General features: G+C 58.3%; 12 protein-coding genes and 1 tRNA gene. 11 read left to right on the top strand and 2 right to left on the bottom strand.

The genetic code is table 11. The features are described 5' to 3' along the window. Positions 1–231 precede the first annotated feature (231 nt). On the bottom strand, positions 232–1011 hold the full coding sequence (locus C7477_RS17215; protein ID WP_110754403.1) for a gamma-glutamyl-gamma-aminobutyrate hydrolase family protein: 780 nt from the start codon (positions 1009–1011) through the stop codon (positions 232–234). A gap of 197 nt (positions 1012–1208) precedes the next feature. On the opposite strand from C7477_RS17215, the gene C7477_RS17210 reads away from it, so the two are divergent. From C7477_RS17210 to C7477_RS17170, 9 genes are all read left to right on the top strand, one after another. Then, positions 1209–1958, top strand: coding sequence for an SDR family NAD(P)-dependent oxidoreductase (locus C7477_RS17210; protein WP_110754401.1), 750 nt, complete (start codon positions 1209–1211; stop codon positions 1956–1958). Between the two features lie 368 nt (positions 1959–2326). Next, a complete protein-coding gene (locus C7477_RS17205) occupies positions 2327–4630 on the top strand; it encodes a putative bifunctional diguanylate cyclase/phosphodiesterase (RefSeq protein ID WP_110754399.1) in 2304 nt (767 codons plus the stop codon). Positions 4631–4771: 141 nt separating this feature from the next. Next, positions 4772–5521 (top strand): N-acyl amino acid synthase FeeM domain-containing protein, encoded by a 750-nt coding sequence (locus tag C7477_RS17200; protein WP_110754397.1) that lies wholly within the window; start codon positions 4772–4774, stop codon positions 5519–5521. Positions 5522–5555: 34 nt separating this feature from the next. After that, a complete protein-coding gene (locus C7477_RS17195) occupies positions 5556–5729 on the top strand; it encodes a DUF3096 domain-containing protein (RefSeq protein ID WP_245411883.1) in 174 nt (57 codons plus the stop codon). Positions 5730–5824: 95 nt separating this feature from the next. Then, on the top strand, positions 5825–6046 hold the full coding sequence (locus tag C7477_RS17190) for an aa3-type cytochrome c oxidase subunit IV (protein ID WP_110754395.1): 222 nt from the start codon (positions 5825–5827) through the stop codon (positions 6044–6046). Positions 6047–6414: 368 nt separating this feature from the next. Beyond that, positions 6415–7659 carry a Re/Si-specific NAD(P)(+) transhydrogenase subunit alpha gene (locus C7477_RS17185; protein ID WP_110754412.1) on the top strand — a complete coding sequence of 415 codons (1245 nt, stop codon included), beginning with the start codon at positions 6415–6417 and terminating at the stop codon, positions 7657–7659. Continuing rightward, positions 7659–8078, top strand: a complete 420-nt coding sequence (locus C7477_RS17180) for a proton-translocating transhydrogenase family protein (protein ID WP_110754393.1) — start codon at positions 7659–7661, stop codon at positions 8076–8078. Before C7477_RS17185 ends, C7477_RS17180 begins: the two co-directional genes overlap by 1 nt. Before the next feature lie 11 nt (positions 8079–8089). Next, complete coding sequence (locus tag C7477_RS17175; RefSeq protein ID WP_110754391.1) at positions 8090–9490, top strand: NAD(P)(+) transhydrogenase (Re/Si-specific) subunit beta; 1401 nt, start codon at positions 8090–8092, stop codon at positions 9488–9490. A gap of 273 nt (positions 9491–9763) precedes the next feature. Further along, a tRNA-Val gene (locus C7477_RS17170) sits at positions 9764–9838 on the top strand. Positions 9839–9871: 33 nt separating this feature from the next. Here the strand turns inward: C7477_RS17170 and C7477_RS17165 are convergent. Beyond that, positions 9872–10960 carry an ornithine cyclodeaminase gene (locus C7477_RS17165; RefSeq protein WP_110754389.1) on the bottom strand — a complete coding sequence of 363 codons (1089 nt, stop codon included), beginning with the start codon at positions 10958–10960 and terminating at the stop codon, positions 9872–9874. Between the two features lie 254 nt (positions 10961–11214). Here C7477_RS17165 and C7477_RS17160 point away from each other — a divergent pair, with 254 nt between their 5' ends. Next, positions 11215–11466, top strand: coding sequence for a putative hemolysin (locus C7477_RS17160; RefSeq protein WP_110754387.1), 252 nt, complete (start codon positions 11215–11217; stop codon positions 11464–11466). 171 nt (positions 11467–11637) lie between these two features. Continuing rightward, complete coding sequence (locus C7477_RS17155) at positions 11638–12474, top strand: MetQ/NlpA family ABC transporter substrate-binding protein (RefSeq protein WP_425373590.1); 837 nt, start codon at positions 11638–11640, stop codon at positions 12472–12474. The last annotated feature ends 121 nt before the right edge of the window (positions 12475–12595 follow it).

Here is a 12595-nt window from a genome sequence, read left to right as displayed (position 1 = left end):
ATTCCCGGGGTGGCCATCCCGGGAATCGCATCCAGCCTCAGCGCCAATTAAGCATGAAACAAACAGACAATTCCTGTGCTTGTCACAGGAATCCATGCCTCAACGGTGAAGTTGCCGCACCCGACAAAAAAGTATCGTTCCATCCAAAAGTGAAATGCCCTAGTCGCACTTTCTAAAGCAAAAGGGGCATGCGTATCGAAGGGGTCGGTGGTGGCTGCGAACAGGCCCGGTTTACTCCGCTGCAGCCAAGGATAGACGGGCCGCGCGATGGGCGCGGACGGCATCGCCGAAGGCGGTAAAAACCTTGCGCGACGGGCTGTCGGACTTGACCCAAATTTCCGGGTGCCACTGGACTCCGAGGACGAAGCCTTTAGCATCCTTTACTGAGACGGCCTCGATGGTGCCGTCCTCAGCCAAGGCCTCGATTTCAAGGCTTGGTGCGGGGGCATCGATCGCTTGGCGATGGGCCGAATTTACCTGAACGGTGTCCGTCTCCATAATCTCCGCAAGGCACGAGCCGGGCTTGACCAGGACGGGGTGACGAAGGGCGAAACGCTCGGCGAGTTGGCTTGTATCCGGGGCGCGGTGGTCTATGCGCTCGGCCAGTTCCTGAATCTCCGTCGCCAACGTGCCGCCAAGGGCGACATTGAGTTCCTGGATGCCACGGCAAATGGCGAGCAGCGGTACGCCCAGTTCAATAGCGCGGCGGATAAGCGGGAGCGACGTCGCATCGCGGGCAGGGTCGAAAGGCTCATGCGCCGTCGTCGGCTCCTTGCCATAAAGCGAAGGATGCACATTGGATTTCGATCCCGTGACAAGCACGCCATCGACGGTGGCGAGGACGCTATCCAGATCGATCGCCGCGCCAAAACTTGGAACGAGCAACGGAATGACACCGGCTCCCTCGATCGCCGCTGCGAGATATTGTTCCGGCGTGGCGTGCCAGGTGTAATTATCAAAGCTGCGCACATCGGATGTGACCGCGACGAGGGGGATCGATGGTTTCGACATTTCCGCTGTTCCTGCTGAAAAATTGTGGCGCTTATCTAAGCTTGGCTTCGTATTTTTTCAATGCGGTAACACTCATTTGAGAAAACCCAAATATTAATCTTCGCGCTACACTTCTGTTGCCAATTATATATTGCGGGCGTTAAGAATGAGATAGACGAATTTTCTGTTATTTTGATTCAGGCCTAGTGTGATTGTTCATGATCGATGGGGCGCTCTTTTCGGTTGCGGGGAAAACCATTGCGGTGACGGGTGGGTCTTCGGGGCTAGGTTTGCGAATGGTCGACATGCTTGCGAAGCATGGCGCCAATGTCATTTCGATTTCGCGGGCACATGCGCCTGAGCGCAACCGTGCGGGCGGCGGCGAAATCATCGACATCATGGCGGACGTAACTTCACCTGAGGAGGTGGGGCGGGCCTTCGATGAAGCCGAGGCGCGGCTTGGGACGGTGACGGTCGTTTTCAATAATGCCGGTGTGGCGCAAATGGCGCGGGCACTTGATACGACTCGTGAGATGCTGAAAGCTGTCTTCGACGTCAATGTCGGGGGCGCGTTCTGCGTGGCGCAGGAAGCGGCGCGACGGCTGATAGCGGCGGGCAAGGCGGGGACCATCGTCAATTCAACGAGCATTCTCGCCGAGCGGCCGCTCAAGGGGGCTGTTGCCTATGCCATGTCCAAAGCGGCGGTTTCGCATATGACCCGGGCGCTTGCGCTCGAATGGGCTACCCATGATATCCGTGTCAACGCGATCGCGCCCGGCTGGTTTCCGACGCGACTCAATGAGGCGGTGATGGAAGGGCCTGGGTCCGGCTTCCTGAAAGGAATCAACCCGCTGCGCCGGCTGGGGGAGGTGCAGGACCTCGACGGCGCGGTGCTGATGCTCGCCTCCGATGCGAGTCGCTATATGACCGGGGCGATCGTCACCATCGATGGCGGGCATAGCATCTAGGTGGTTGCTTTCGACGGCAATTGTTTGCCAAATCCAGACCCTGCGCTTGCCGAGCGTCGTTCGTCACGGTATCCTACCTATACGGCGCTATGATCACATGAGAATTCGATTCAGATACCTCCTAGTTTGATTTAGGTGTCAGGTATAATTGCAAGTAAACTATAGTATTTGTCTTGAGCTTTAAAGTTCTCCTATAAGATTAGGAAGTGTGCATTTCTTGGTATTCAGTCGGGGTTCAAGCGTCGTTCCAAGTATAATTCTGCGCAATTAATGCGAGAATATGCGCAACCGATGGTTTATAATAGCGAAATATATTTTTAAGTCATTGCTGTAATAATGTTCCGGGAAAAAAGGGACGCATATCGAATATGGCTTGGGGCCGAAGAACAGACATTCCAGCTGATATCCGTCTCTCCTTCGTGCGCTCCCTCTATGGGAATCGCGCAACGCTCTGGTTTGGGATGCTTGCGCATGTGGTGGCCTGCGCGGCGATCTATCTCAAGACGGGCAACGACGCGTTTATTGTTTTCGCGGTGATATTCACGTTCATCGCGCTCGCGCGTCTTTTCGACATGGGTCGCTTTGACCGGGCGCTTCTTTCCAGTCCCTCGCATGTGCAGATCAACCGCTGGGAGTTCCGCTATCTCATCGGCGCGGCAGCGGTATGCACGGCGCTCGGGATGATGTGTTTCTACAGCACTTATGTGGTCAGGGATTCCTTCGCCGAACTTGCCAGTCTTTCGATCCTGCTCGCATCCGTGGTGTCTATCGTCGGGCGCAATTATGCGTCGCGATCCGCCGTCATCGTGATGTCGGTATGCAGCCTCGTTCCCGTGCTGGCGGGCTTCGTGCTGGCGGGCAGCGCATTCCACATGATCATCGGCTTCCTGCTTATTCCCTATTTCCTGAGCAATATTCAGATGGCCAATGGCCTGCGCGAGTTCCTTTTCGCGGCGGTCATGAGGCGACGCGAATTGGCGGTGGTGGCCGGTCGTTTCGACGCCGCGCTCAACAACATGCCGCAAGGGCTCATCATGTTCGATGGCGAGGGGAAACTCGTCGTCGTCAACAACGAGGCGGTGTCATTGCTCAAAATATCGCCCGGTACCGACCTTGCCGGGCGCTCGCTGCAAACGGTGTTGCGCTACTCTTCGTTGCATGGGCTTTTCCCGCGATCCAAGCTCAAGAACATTCGCAGGCTGATTGACGATCTTCTCTCCGGGCGGCGCGAGCGCGACCTGTTCCAGTTTTCCGATGGGCGCTATATCGAATTCAGCTGCAACCAGCGCCAGGACGCGGGCGCGGTTCTGATCTTCGAGGACGTGACCCATCGCGTCGAGGCCGAAGCGCAAATCCAGCACATGGCGCGCTATGACGGGCTGACCGGCCTGCCCAACAGGGTGCATTTCGAATCGCTGGTGAAATCGCTCATTGCGCGCCGCGCGCATGGCAGGCGCATGGCGCTGGTCGTTCTCGACATTAACGACTTCAAGCATGTCAACGACACGTTGGGCCATCATGTCGGTGACCAATTGCTTCGCAAGCTGGCGGAGCGCCTGGCCGAAATGGATCCGATGCGGTTTATCCCGTCGCGCTTCGGTGGCGACGAGTTCGTCATCTTCGTACCCGATGCCGGTTCCGAGATTCAGATCGATTCGGTGATGGATCATCTCCTCTCCGCCGTATCGGGCACGTACCAACTGTCGGATCACAGCGTTGAGGTGGACGTGAACGCCGGCGTGGCGCTGGCCCCGGCGGCGCAGTTCGACCTGCAGAGCCTGCATATCATGGCTGATCTGGCGCTCTACGAGGCGAAGGGGAGCGAGGGCCGAAACTGGGCGATGTTCGAGGAGGCGATGGATATCCGCTATCGCAGCCGGCAACGCCTCAAGAACGATTTGCGCGGTGCGATCGCCAGCGGTTCGCTGAAGGTCGTCTATCAGCCGATCGTCAGCGCCCAATCGCTTCGCATCGTCTCCTGCGAGGCGCTTTCCCGCTGGGACCATCCGCACCTTGGACCGATTTCGCCCGCGGATTATATTCCGCTCGCCGAGGAAATGGGCATCATCACCGAAATCACGCGGTTCATGCTGGAAAAGGCCTGCATCGATTGCAGGGATTGGGGCGGGCGCATCGGCGTGTCGGTCAATCTTTCCGCGATCGATTTGAAAAACAGTGACATCACAGACATCATAGCTGTCGCGCTGCGAAACTCCGGCCTGCCGACAAACCTGCTCGAAGTGGAGGTGACGGAGAGCGCGATCATCAGCGACCGAAACAAGACAAGCATCGTGCTGCAGCAGCTCAAGAATGCAGGCATCAACGTTGCGCTGGACGATTTCGGCACCGGCTATTCAAGTCTCAGCTATCTCAACACGCTGCCGCTGACCAAGGTGAAAATGGATCGGTCCTTCGTGTGCGATATCACCGAGGACCGGCGCTCGCTGATGCTTTTGCGTGGCGTGACCCAGCTTTCGCATGAGATGGGCCTCGGCGTGACCGTGGAGGGGGTGGAGACACAGGAACAGCTGGCGCTCATCAGAGGCGCGGCAGGTGCCGATCTCGTTCAGGGTTATCTCCTTGGCGCCCCCATGCCGGCGCAAGCCATTTCGGCGCTTATCGACAAGAGTTTTCCTCTCAAGCAAAGCGCGCAACGCCAGGCCGCCCTATAAATATCCCTATTCGTTGGGACTGGCGGCGCGCTTCCTTCATATTTATTAATTATTAAAGTTTAATTCAAATTGTTGAAACGCTTTACAGGGTGGAAAACCTCTCTATCCTTCTTCCTGTTTCGGCCTGGGTGAGTGGGGATGATGAGCGCAACAGCCATATCGGCGGGAAACCTGCAAATATCGAATTTTGCGCGGCAACTCCTGAATTTTCTCGATCAGGTGGAATATCGCCGCATCGTCAGCGCAGAGGATTTCGAGGAAATCGGGCGGCTGCGCTATCGTTCCTATATGTCGCGCAATGTCATGAACGATGATTTCGACGGCACGATCGTGGATGATCTCGATCGGGACAGCCATGCCTATGTTTACGGCATCTATATCGACGGACAACTCGTCAGCACGTTGCGTATCCATCATATCACGCCGGAGCATCGCAAGGGTACGAGCTTCAAGCTTTTTCCCGATGTGCTCGGGCCGATGCTGGATAGGGGGATGAGCTTTGTGGACCCGACCCGCTTTGCCAGCGAACCGGCGCTTCTGTCTGAATATCCAGCCGTGCCCTATCTGACGCTGCGTATCGCGGCGATGGCCTCGGAATATTTCGCTGCCGATTTCTGCCTAGCCTCCGTCAAGCCGGAACATATGGCTTTTTACAAGCGCATTTTCGGCTCGCTGCCGATGGCGGAGCCACGGGAACATGAGGGCTACGGCATTCCGGTGGGCCTCTCGGGCGCGCCGGTCCGGGCGATCCGCGATATGGTGGCGGTGCGTTATCCCTTCTTCAAATCCCAGCCGCACGAACGGCGCAGCATGTTCGCCAGCGCCGAGCAGGGCGGGATGGTGCCCCTAACAATTTTGCCGACGGCGAAGTATACGGGTCTTGGTGTGTGAGATTCGGGGAGGGGACTTACCTCGAATCTTTATCATGAAATCGCAAACCAATTTCGGAGAGAAATACATGATCCCGCAACTGACCCCGATCGTCTCGCTCATCGCCGGCATCGTCATCCTGATCATGCCGCGCCTGCTCAATTACATCGTCGCGTTCTATCTCATCTTCATCGGCCTCGTTGGATTGTTTCCGCACCTCTTCCCTTAAAAACGTAAAGCTTGGGGCGCGATGACCCGTCGCATTGCGTCCCCCCCAGTCTTTTCGCTATTGCAGCCTCAGAATTCGTGGAGGGGTACGGACACATGGCCAAGCATCACAAAACCGGAGCAGCGGAACTGGGCGCGCCCATGGATTACGCCGAGCATGAAAAAACCTATTCCGGCTTCCTCTCTGTCGCCAAATGGGGCACGGTCGCGGTTATCGCAATCCTCGCCGCGATGGCGTTCGGCTTTTTCGCCGGCGGCCCGTTCTCCGCGGTCATCCTGTTCATCCTGATCTGCGTCGCGGCCTGGTTCTTGCTGTAATAAAAACGCAAGCGCCCTCCTTCCCCCTTGCGGGGGTGAGGAGCGTTCGGCCATAGGCCGAGGAAAAGCCAACGATTTGGCTTTTCCAGCGACGAACGCCCGCGAAGCGGGCGGATGGGGGTGGAGACGGCTATGCTCGACATTTCACCACCCCCACCCCGGCGCTCCGCGCCGACCCTCCCCGCAAGGGGGAGGGTAAGGTCCAATAGTTTCCGCTTTTCTTCAGAAAATCGCCGCAAATTTTCCCAATTCCCACTTTCGCCGGATTTGCGCATAGCATATCCATATCGCGCTTGGTTTTTTCCGAGCGTGGGGGCGTTTGTTTAAATGCATGATCGTGTTCATCATGCTGAAGCGGGAGGATGGGCTTGGCTCAAACAATATTCATTCCCAAAGAAACGGACCCGGTCGAGCCGCGCGTCGCCGCCTCGCCGGAAACGGTGAAGAAGCTTATCGGCCTCGGTTTTTCCGTCGTCGTTGAGAAGGGCGCCGGAACGCTCTCGCGTATTCCCGACAGCGAGTTCGATGCGGCGGGAGCAAAGATTGGCTCTGCCACGGATGCGAAATCGGCGGATGTGATCCTGAAAGTTCGTCGCCCTTCGTTGAGCGAACTCAAGAGCTATAAAAAGGGCGCGGCGCTTATCGCCATGCTCGATCCTTACGGTGATGACGCCACGGTCCGCGCGTATGCCGATGCGGGCTTATCCAGCTTCACCATGGAATTCATGCCGCGCATCACGCGCGCGCAGGTGATGGACGTCTTGTCTTCGCAGGCCAACCTCGCGGGTTATCAGGCGGTAATCGACGCGGCGGCGGAATATGGACGCGCCTTGCCGATGATGATGACGGCGGCGGGTACGGTGCCGGCGGCCAAGGTGTTCGTGATGGGCGCCGGCGTCGCCGGGCTGCAAGCCATCGCCACCGCGCGTCGTCTCGGCGCCGTGGTGACGGCGACCGACGTGCGTCCCGCAGCGAAGGAACAGGTCGCCTCGCTCGGCGGAAAATTCATCGCGGTCGAGGACGAGGAGTTCAAGGCAGCGGAAACCGCCGGCGGATACGCCAAGGAAATGTCCAGGGAGTATCAGGCGAAGCAGGCGGCGCTCGTCGCGGACCATATCGCCAAGCAGGACATCGTCATCACCACCGCGCTCATTCCGGGCCGCCCGGCGCCACGTCTGGTCACGAAAGAGATGCTGGCCGCGATGCGTCCCGGCTCCGTCGTGGTTGACCTTGCGGTCGAGCGCGGCGGCAATGTTGAGGGCGCGCAGCCGGGCAAGGTGGTAGAGATCGGCGGCGTCAAGATCGTCGGGCATCTCAACGTGCCGGGCCGCATCGCGGCGACGGCGTCGCAGCTTTATGCCCGCAATCTCTTCGCCTTCATCGAGACGCTTACCGACAAGGATAGCAAGGCGCTGAAGATCAATCTCGATGACGAACTGGTCAAGGCGACGCTGCTGACGCATGACGGCTCGGTGGTGCATCCGGCCTTTGCGCAGGCGGCGGCTGCGTCTGCTGCTGAACCGGCGGCGATGAAGCCAGCGGAAAAACCCGTACGCAAGGCTCCGGCAAGGAAGACCAAGGCGGATACGCCCAAGACGGGAGGAGAGGCATAATGGCCGATACGGCACTCGATAAAGCCCTCGGCGGGCTCAACCAGGCGGTCGAAGCGGTGCGGCAGGCAGCGGAGAACTCAGCCAATATGGCCGATGCGGCCGGCGCTGCGGCGCATGCGGCAACGGGCGGCGCGGTCGATCCTTTCGTCTTCCGCTTCGCGATCTTCATCCTGTCGATCTTCGTCGGCTATTACGTCGTCTGGTCGGTGACGCCGGCGCTGCACACGCCGCTGATGGCGGTGACCAACGCCATTTCGTCGGTCATCGTGGTGGGCGCGCTGCTGGCGGTCGGCCTGTCGCTTTCGGGCTGGGCTACCGGCTTCGGCTTCATCGCGCTGGTGCTGGCGAGCGTCAACATCTTCGGCGGTTTCCTCGTCACGCAGCGCATGCTCGCCATGTACAAAAAGAAAGAAAAGTGAGGGGCTGAACCATGGGTGTCGATCTGGCAGCCTTCCTTTATCTCGTTTCCGGCGTGCTTTTCATCCTGGCATTGCGCGGGCTTTCGCATCCCACCACCAGCCGTCAGGGAAATCTCTACGGCATGATCGGCATGGGTATCTCGATCGTTACCACGCTGGCGTTCGCGCGTCCAAGCTTCGGCGGCTTGCTGCTCATCGTGCTCGGCATCGCCATCGGCGGCGGCATTGGCGCTTATATCGCCCGCCGCATCGCCATGACGGCAATGCCGCAGCTGGTGGCGGCGTTCCATTCGCTGATCGGCCTTGCCGCTGTTCTGGTGGCGGCTGCGGCGCTCTATACGCCTAGCTCGTTTGGCATCGGCGACGTCGGCTCCATCCATGGCCAGGCGCTGATCGAAATGTCGCTCGGCGTCGCCATCGGCGCGATCACCTTCACCGGGTCGATCATCGCCTTCCTGAAGCTCGACGGGCGCATGTCCGGCAAGCCGATCATCCTGCCCAACCGCCATATCATCAATGCGGGCCTGGCCATCGCCATCGTCGTGCTGATCGCCATATTGGTGAATACCGAAAGCCATACGGTTTTCTGGCTGATCGTGATCCTGTCGCTGGTCCTGGGCGGCTTGATCATCGTGCCGATCGGCGGCGCGGACATGCCTGTTGTCGTCTCGATGCTCAACTCCTATTCGGGTTGGGCGGCGGCGGGTATCGGCTTCACGCTGGGCAATCTGGCGCTGATCATCACCGGCGCGCTGGTCGGCTCGTCGGGTGCGATCCTTTCCTACATCATGTGCAAGGGCATGAACCGCTCGTTTATCTCGGTCATTCTCGGCGGCTTCGGCGGCGAGACCGCCGGTCCCGCGGGCGAGGCGGTGGAGCAGCGCCCGGTCAAGCAGGGCTCCGCGGAAGACGCGGCATTCATCATGAAGAATGCGTCCAAGGTGATCATCGTGCCCGGCTACGGCATGGCGGTGGCGCAGGCACAGCATGCGCTGCGTGAGATGGCCGACAAGCTCAAGGCGGAGGGCGTCGAGGTGAAGTATGCCATCCACCCGGTGGCGGGCCGTATGCCCGGTCACATGAACGTGCTGCTGGCGGAAGCCAATGTGCCCTATGACGAGGTGTTCGAGCTTGAGGACATCAACTCGGAATTCGCGCAGGCGGATGTGGCTTTCGTCATCGGCGCCAACGACGTGACCAATCCGGCGGCGAAGACTGATCCGAAATCGCCGATCTTCGGCATGCCGATCCTTGATGTGGACAAGGCGGGTACCGTGCTGTTCATCAAGCGCGGCATGGGTTCAGGCTACGCCGGCGTGGAGAACGAACTGTTCTTCCGCGACAATACGATGATGCTGTTTGCCGATGCCAAGAAGATGGTGGAAAATATCGTCAAAGCGTTGGATCACTGAGGCATCCAAGCGGAAATGCGGGGAGGGGAACACAATATTCCCTCTGTCCTGCCAGCGCTTCGTTATGGCTCGGTGTACGCGCGCGTCGTTGGTTTCCCCGGGGTTGCAGTCGACCGCTTCTAAACTTGTGTAAGGGGGAATTTGGCTGACAAATTCCTCCCCGTCTGTTCCGCACCCTTGGGTCAGCATTCCCGCCAGGAGCAAAAAACTGCCGAAGTTCAAAACAACCATTGACGGGCGCATTCCGATATGGTGTATGCGCCACTGTCGGATGGGCGTGTAGCTCAGCGGGAGAGCACTGCATTGACATTGCAGGGGTCACAGGTTCAATCCCTGTCACGCCCACCATCCTTCAGAAATCCTCCAAGTCTCGGTTTCCTATCAGCCTGCCAATCGCGACGGTGTGCGCGATCTCCGCTCGGCGCTAATCAATCTTTCGTAGATATGCGCGCCGACATAGAGGTCCAGCATAGGCAGACCGACGCATGTGATGTGAATGGGCGTCTCCGGCTGGAAATCGGGATCCTCGATGACATCGGAAAGTGAGCGGATACCAAGCGGAGCCGCCAATTGCTCCAATGTTGCACCGTGACGCGAAAAATAAAACGCCAGGCTTTGCGAAGCCCGATGCGATACCATTTCCACATTATCGCAAAGCACGGTTCCGGATCTGATAGCCCGCTGGAGGAAGGCCGTCGGTGTTTCATCGCCGCCCAGATGGAGAACCAATGCATCTCCGATCTCATCGGCCTCAAAAACCGGAGCATCGGCGTTCGAGGCGGTAATGATGAAGTCGCACTCACGCACCATTTCATGGTTGAGCACGGGAATCACCTCGTAACCGACTTTTCTGGCGATTGACGCCGCTAACTGCGCCGCACCCTTTCCTGTCCGGCTGCTCACGAAGAGCCGGCGGATCGACTTCCCGCAACATTTGTCGAGTGCCAGGATGATCTTTTCGGCGATAGGCCCCGCGCCGAACAGGAAAACCGATATATCGCTCCGTCCGGTCAGGAAGCGCTCGGCCACAACGGTCGCATAGCTCGCCGTTCGCGCCGCCGATATCTCCGTACCGTCGAGTACACAGAGCGGCGTAAGCGTGAATTTTTCGAGCAGAACGATGGTCGACTTGGAGCGCGGCAAGCCTAGACGACGATTGAGCGCATTCGCACCGACGATCTTCACACCGCCGTACCGGCCATTGACGCTCGACAGGCAATTGAGCTTCCAGCCCAGCCTTTCACCTGGCATGGTCTTATCGGTTAGCCAGGGATGGTCGGCAATTTCTTCAGGGCGAATGGCGAGCACGGACTTGGTGCCATATGCGCGGCCTGAACAGATGTCCTTCCACGCTCGTCTTGTTATGTCATGCACGGTGCGTCCATCGAGAAGGTCGCCGTGTGCCGCGATATCCGCGGCGGAATAGCATCGAAAAACAGGAAAACTCGGATGACCCGCCAGCTTTTTCATTTTCTTCTCCCATAAAACCCAAGCGGGTAGAAACGCGGCGTAAGCGAGATCGTTCCAGTTTTGCGCGCAACCGCCGGTCCGGTTGAGATTGCGAGCTGCGCCGTGCTAGAGCGGTATGCAATTAAGTTGAATCGGGCATCCCGCTCTAAGTTTTTGTTTTAGCCGCATGATCTTACCTGGAAGTCTGCAACTTTTCGGGATCATGCTCTAGGTTTGGCTCCAGGCTAGCGGCTCCGACCAGAAAGGAAGTTCCCATGTATCGGGCATTGCTTCTTTGCACGTTCGCATTCCTCGTTGGCTGCACCTCCGCCCGGCAAGAACAGGCGGGCATGGCCAATCCAGCCTCTGTCTACTGCGTCAATATCGGCGGGAGATTGGAAATTCGCCAAAGCGCTCAAGGCCAAAGCGGCTATTGCCACCTGCCTGATGGACGGGTGGTCGATGAATGGCAACTCTTCCGGTCGAACCGCCAATTGCAAATGCGAAAACGAATGATGCCTTCTTAAGCCACCGCTTGCGGGCCATTCTTCTGGAATGCCTGTGCGGACGCGCCTTCGCAAACGGAATAATATTTCTTGTTTATCTTCTGCCTCGCGGAAATTATGAAGGGCATCAAGTGTGGGAGCAAAGGATTGCTCCTTCCATGATTTTGTCATCAGTACTCAAGGGAACAAGAAATGATCTCCTCCTCTCCCAAATCGCCGTCGCGCCGCGCCGGCCTCAAGATTCTGCTCCTCTCGGCCATTGCCCTTACCGCCGGCTTCGCCGCCCCAGCATCCGGCGTGGCGCAGGAGAAGACGATCAAGGTTGGCATCATGGGCGGAGAGGATGAGGACATCTGGAAGGTGGTCGCCGAGCAGGCCGCCAAGCATGGCCTGAAGATCGAGACCGTCAATTTTTCCGATTATACCCAGCCGAACGAGGCGCTGGAGCGCAAGGAAATCGACGCCAACGCCTTCCAGCACAAGCCGTACCTCGATGCGCAGATCGAGCAGCATCATTACAAGATCGAGCCTGCCGGCTATACCGCCGTCTTCCCGATCGGCGTCTATTCGCGCAAGGTGAAGAGCTTGAGCGAGCTGAAGGACGGCGCTTCCATCGGCATCCCGAACGATCCGTCCAATGAAGGCCGCGCACTGCGCGTTCTCGAAGCGCAAGGCCTGATCAAGCTCAAGGAGGGCGCGGGCATTCTGGCGACGCCGATCGATATCATCGAGAACCCGAAGAAGCTGGAGATCAAGGAGCTTGACGCCGGTGTCGTCGGTCGCTCCATAGACGATCTTGATGCGGCCATCGTCAATAATGATTGGGCGCTGAAGGCTGGCCTTGATCCGGTGAAGGACGTGATTGCGCGTGAGTCGAAGGAAAATAACCCTTACAACAACTTCATCGCCATCCGCACCGAGGACAAGGACGCGCCCTGGGTGAAGCCGCTTGTCGCTGCCTTCCAGAACGATGCGGTGAAGGCCAAGCTGCTCGAAGTCTACAAAGGCACGGCGCTTCCTGCCTGGTAAGAATCGGGGCAAGCGCAAATCCATGCGGTTCGGATATTCCCATATCCGAACCGTTTGTTTTAGAGCATGGTCCCGAAAAGTTGCAGACTTCCAGGTAAGATCATGCGGCTAAGAGAAACTA

It is taken from the genome of Paramesorhizobium leguminum, from assembly GCF_003217235.1.
GTDB classification, from domain to species: Bacteria; Pseudomonadota; Alphaproteobacteria; order Rhizobiales; family Rhizobiaceae; genus Paramesorhizobium; species Paramesorhizobium leguminum.
The sequence above is the reverse complement of the archived record's forward strand: the minus strand, read 5'-3'. Positions and strand labels throughout refer to the sequence as shown.

What these genes read in the sequence shown, in the direction of transcription:
- C7477_RS17215 (WP_110754403.1), bottom strand. Translation starts at nt 1,011, where the DNA reads ATGTCGAAACCATCGATCCCCCTCGTCGCGGTCACATCCGATGTGCGC.
- C7477_RS17210 (WP_110754401.1), top strand. Translation starts at nt 1,209, where the DNA reads ATGATCGATGGGGCGCTCTTTTCGGTTGCGGGGAAAACCATTGCGGTG.
- C7477_RS17205 (WP_110754399.1), top strand. Translation starts at nt 2,327, where the DNA reads ATGGCTTGGGGCCGAAGAACAGACATTCCAGCTGATATCCGTCTCTCC.
- C7477_RS17200 (WP_110754397.1), top strand. Translation starts at nt 4,772, where the DNA reads ATGAGCGCAACAGCCATATCGGCGGGAAACCTGCAAATATCGAATTTT.
- C7477_RS17195 (WP_245411883.1), top strand. Translation starts at nt 5,556, where the DNA reads ATGAAATCGCAAACCAATTTCGGAGAGAAATACATGATCCCGCAACTG.
- C7477_RS17190 (WP_110754395.1), top strand. Translation starts at nt 5,825, where the DNA reads ATGGCCAAGCATCACAAAACCGGAGCAGCGGAACTGGGCGCGCCCATG.
- C7477_RS17180 (WP_110754393.1), top strand. Translation starts at nt 7,659, where the DNA reads ATGGCCGATACGGCACTCGATAAAGCCCTCGGCGGGCTCAACCAGGCG.
- C7477_RS17175 (WP_110754391.1), top strand. Translation starts at nt 8,090, where the DNA reads ATGGGTGTCGATCTGGCAGCCTTCCTTTATCTCGTTTCCGGCGTGCTT.
- C7477_RS17165 (WP_110754389.1), bottom strand. Translation starts at nt 10,960, where the DNA reads ATGAAAAAGCTGGCGGGTCATCCGAGTTTTCCTGTTTTTCGATGCTAT.
- C7477_RS17160 (WP_110754387.1), top strand. Translation starts at nt 11,215, where the DNA reads ATGTATCGGGCATTGCTTCTTTGCACGTTCGCATTCCTCGTTGGCTGC.
- C7477_RS17155 (WP_425373590.1), top strand. Translation starts at nt 11,638, where the DNA reads ATGATCTCCTCCTCTCCCAAATCGCCGTCGCGCCGCGCCGGCCTCAAG.